Raw genomic sequence first — 4,173 nt, 5'->3', positions numbered from 1 at the left:
CAGTCGGGTCGGACATCTGAGCTTCGCGCCGGATTATCCGGTCTCACGCCTTTGACCAGGCTGGGCGACCCCCGCTTTGTGAGGGGTGCTATCTGGTGGCTAGAATAATATCGTTTTGCGTCAGTCTATCCTTATCGAGACGCCGCCCTCGCCCTTTCTTTTCAGCTTGAACGACACTTCCAGTATTCCGTTCTTGTAAGTCGACTTTGCTGTCTTGGGATCAACTGCCTCTGGCAGAGATATCGTCTTGTGGTAGCGCGGCGTGCCCGTCGTCGACTCGATGGTGACAGAGCCCTCGTCTGCAGACACTTTCAGGTCCTCCTTGTTGACGCCCGGGACTTCTGCAACAACGCGCAGGTCGTCAGAGCCCTTTATGACGTCCACGAGCGGCTCGCGCTCTTCCTTCACAGACAACCCGCCGCCAAGCAGGTTGGGCATCGCGTCGATGTTGCCGAACTTGCGGATCTCGGGTTTTCCGTCAGGCCCGATCTTGACAGAGTAGCCGTAGACAATGGGCCCCAGCTCCCTGACTGTCGTCCCGTCTTCCAGCTTGCGCTCCTTGACAAGGTTCTTGGGCACCTGCTGCTCCATGTTCTTGAACGCCTCCTGCATCATGCGCTCCATTTCCTTCATCATCTCGTCCACGTCTGGGAACCACGAGCGGCGCCTTTTTCCGAACCATTCGTCAAAGGGTGAGGACATAAGATAGGATGTACGAAAATTCTATTTTAGCGTTTTTCTTCGGCGTCGAATTCTCTCTCAAGCTCTTTGAGGAGCGACTTTTGCCTGTCATTGAGCCTGCCGGGCACCTTCACGTCCAGCTTTACCAGTATGTCGCCCCTTCCGGTTGCGCCGTAGCGCGGGAGCCCCTTGCCCTTCAGCCGGATGAGCGAGTCCGGCTGCGTGCCCTGCTGTATCTTTAGTTTTTCAGAGCCGTCAAGCGTCGGGATTTTAAACTCTGAGCCGAGCGCAAGGTCGGTGAACCTGACGCCCTGCCTGAAAAGAAGGTTGCCGTTTTCCAGCCGCTCAAAGCGCTCGTGCGGCTTGACGCGTATGTTTACTATCAGGTCGCCCGGGATGCCTGACTCTGACTCCTCGCCCTCGCCCCTCAGCTGCATCGCCATGCCGTCCTCGACTCCCGGCGGCACCTCTATCTTCAGCTTTTTCATCCTGCGCTCCTTGCCGGTGCCCTTGCACGCGCCGCACGGCCTGTCGATTATCTCCCCCCTGCCCTGGCACGTCCTGCATGGCTCGACTGACACAGAAGTGAAAAAGCGCTGGTTGTAGACGCGCTGGGTCTGCCCGCGGCCGTTGCACACGCTGCACTTGCGCGGCTTTGCGCCGTCGGCTGCTCCTGTCCCGCCGCAGGTGCCGCACTTTTCAAGGCGCGGGACTTCGACTTCTTCCTTCTTGCCCCTGAGCACGTCTTCAAGCGTCATCTCCATGTCGTAGACAAGGTCGCGGCCCTTGCGCCGGCCAAAGCCGAACAGGTCGGAGCCAAAGCCTCCACGGCCAAAGAACTGCTCAAAGATGCTGGAAAAGCCGCCCATGTCCCTGAAGACTTCCTCGAAGTTGGCCTCGGAGCCGCGGAACGCCTCCTCTGGCCCGACGTGGCCGTACGAGTCATAGCGCTTGCGCTTCTCGTCGTCTGATAGAACTGCGTAGGCCTCCGAGATTTCCTTGAACTTTTCCTCGGCGCCGGGCTCCTTGTTCCGGTCCGGGTGGTATTTCAGCGCGAGCTTGCGGTAGGCGCCCTTGATGTCGTCCTTGCTTGCGTTCTTCTGGACCCCGAGGACCTCGTAATAGTCCCGCTTGCTCACAAAAGGTCACTCTTGCCTGCCAACACTATCACGGTTGCGCGCCCTGCGGTCCGGCTTGGGCTCCCGGCTCGCCGGCGGCGCCACCTGCCGCCGCGCTTGCCGATGCCGCGCCGGCGCTCCTGTAGGCCTCGGCGCTTATCTCCGCAAGGACGTTCTTTAAGTCCTGCACCTTTGCCTTGACGCTTTCTGCGTTGTTGCTTGCCATCGCGTCGCGCAGGTCCTGCACGGCCTTTGACATCCTTTCCTGCTGCTCGGCACTTATCTTGTCCTTCAGGTCCTGCTTCAGCTTTTCAGCGGCGTAGACGAGGTTGTCGGCCTCGTTCTTTACCTCGGCCTCCTCCTTCTTGCGCCTGTCGGCCTCGGCAAACTGCTCCGAGTCCCTCTTCAGCTTTTCAATCTCGTCCTTTGACAGCTTGTTGTTTGCGGTGATTGTTATTTTCGCTTCCTTTTGCGTGGCGATGTCCTTTGCGGCCACGTTGAGGATGCCGTTTGCGTCGATGTCAAACGTGACTTCTATCTGCGGCACGCCGCGTGGAGCCGGCGGTATGCCTGACAGGTTGAACATGCCAAGCGAGACGCAGTCAGACGCCATCGGGCGCTCGCCCTGCACGACATGGATGGTGACTGCGGTCTGGTAGTCTGCCGCAGTTGTAAACACCTTGCTCTTCTTTGTCGGTATCGTGGTGTTGCGCTCTATCAGGGGCTCCTTGAGCCCGCCAAGGACTTCGACCCCGAGCGTGAGCGGCGTGACGTCGACAAGCAGAATGTCAGTTGACACGTCGCCGGCGATGATGGCGCCCTGGACTGCCGCGCCCATTGCCACTGCCTCCATCGGGTCGATGCCCCGCTCGGGCTCCTTGCCCATGACTGACGCGACAAACTGCCTTACCATCGGCATCCTGGTAGGGCCACCTATCAGGATTATCTTGTCCACCTGCTGCGGCGTCAGCTTGGCGTCTTGCATGGCCTGCAGCATCGGGTGGCGGCAGCGCTCGACGATTGGCCTCATCAGCTCCTCGAGCTTTGCCCTTGTAAGCGGCAGGATGAGGTTCTTGGGGCCGCCCTGGTCGTATGCAAGGAACGGCAGATTGATTTCAGTCGTCACGACGTTTGAAAGCTCTATCTTGGCTTTTTCGGAAGCCTCGCGCACGCGCATCATAGCGGCCTTGTCGTTTCTGACGTCGACGCCGGACTGCTTGCGGAACTCGTTTACCACAAACTCCACTAGCGTGTTGTCCATGTCGGTGCCTCCAAGCTGCGTGTCGCCAGACGTGCTCTTGACCTGAAACACGCCGCCTCCCATCTCCATTATCGTGACGTCAAGCGTGCCACCGCCAAAGTCAAAGACCATTATCTTCAGGTCCTTGTCGGACTTGTCAAGGCCGTACGCAAGCGACGCCGCAGTCGGCTCGTTTATTATCCTGACTACCTGCAGGCCGGCTATCTCGCCTGCGTCCTTTGTGGCCTGGCGCTGGTTGTCGTTGAAATAGGCGGGGACCGTGATGACTGCCCTGTCGACTGCCTCGCCAAGGAACGCCTCGGCGTCCCTCTTGATCTTTTGGAGTATGAAAGACGAGATCTGCTGAGGCGTGTAGTCCTTGCCCCAGACGCGGAACTTGAAATCGGTGCCCATCTTGCGCTTTGCAGCAATGACCGTGCCTTCCGGGTTTGAGATCATCTGTCTGCGCGCCGGCTCGCCGACTATGAGCTGGCCGTCCCTGGTGAACGCGACCACCGACGGGAAGGCCTTGCCGCCCACCGACGTGCCTTCCGCGGCCTGGATTATTGTCGGCTTGCCCCCTATCATCGCAGCCGCTGCCGAATTGCTCGTCCCAAGATCAATGCCAATTATTTTGCCCATTTTTGTGCCTCCTGATTACGCGGTAGCCTTATTGGCGCTATCGCTATTTTTAACTATCTTTCTTGCGACTTCTACCATGCTGGGCCTGAGGACCTTGCCGTTTAGCATGTAGCCACGGCGTATCTCGGCAGTCACGCTGTCCTCGGGGACGTCGTCCCGCGCAAGGAACGCTATTGCGTCGTGCACCCTCGGGTCAAATGGCGTGCCTACTGCCTCGATCGGCCTCACGCCCTCGCCTGTAAGCATCGAGTCGATGTTCTTCAGTATCCCCTCAAGGCCTGCAGCCACCTCGGGCGCGCTGTTCTTTTTGGCAGTTGCAAGCGCTCTCTCGTAGTCGTCGCGGATGTTCAGGAACTTTAGCAGCAGTTCTGCCTTGCCCGCCTCGACCCTTGCCACGACCTGCCTGTCGGCCTGCTTGCGGTAGTTGTCGAAATCTGCCATGAGGTATTTCAGCTTGGTGAGGTAGCCCTCTGCCTCGTCCTTGGCTTTCTG

Annotated in this window: 4 protein-coding genes; all 4 read right to left on the bottom strand. The window is 59.0% G+C overall.

All coding sequences use genetic code 11. The features are described 5' to 3' along the window. Window positions 1-120 precede the first annotated feature (120 nt). Entirely contained in the window at window positions 121-702 is a 582-nt protein-coding gene (hsp20, locus tag HXY31_RS08310) for an archaeal heat shock protein Hsp20 (protein WP_292641867.1), read from the bottom strand. A 26-nt stretch (window positions 703-728) separates the two neighbouring features. Beyond that, a complete protein-coding gene (dnaJ, locus tag HXY31_RS08305; protein WP_292641864.1) occupies window positions 729-1,820 on the bottom strand; it encodes a molecular chaperone DnaJ in 1,092 nt (363 codons plus the stop codon). Window positions 1,821-1,848: 28 nt separating this feature from the next. Beyond that, window positions 1,849-3,681, bottom strand: coding sequence for a molecular chaperone DnaK (gene dnaK / locus HXY31_RS08300; protein WP_292641862.1), 1,833 nt, complete (start codon window positions 3,679-3,681; stop codon window positions 1,849-1,851). Window positions 3,682-3,696: 15 nt separating this feature from the next. After that, window positions 3,697-4,173: nucleotide exchange factor GrpE (locus tag HXY31_RS08295; protein ID WP_292641859.1), on the bottom strand; the 477-nt coding region annotated here is incomplete at its 5' end.

Source organism: Nitrososphaera sp., assembly GCF_013388945.1.
Taxonomy (GTDB): domain Archaea; phylum Thermoproteota; class Nitrososphaeria; order Nitrososphaerales; family Nitrososphaeraceae; genus Nitrososphaera.
This window is presented reverse-complemented; position numbering and strand designations above follow the sequence as displayed.

Bases quoted from the DNA above. Each gene is read 5' to 3' on its own strand.
- dnaK (WP_292641862.1), bottom strand. From the start codon at position 3,681: ATGGGCAAAATAATTGGCATTGATCTTGGGACGAGCAATTCGGCAGCG.
- hsp20 (WP_292641867.1), bottom strand. From the start codon at position 702: ATGTCCTCACCCTTTGACGAATGGTTCGGAAAAAGGCGCCGCTCGTGG.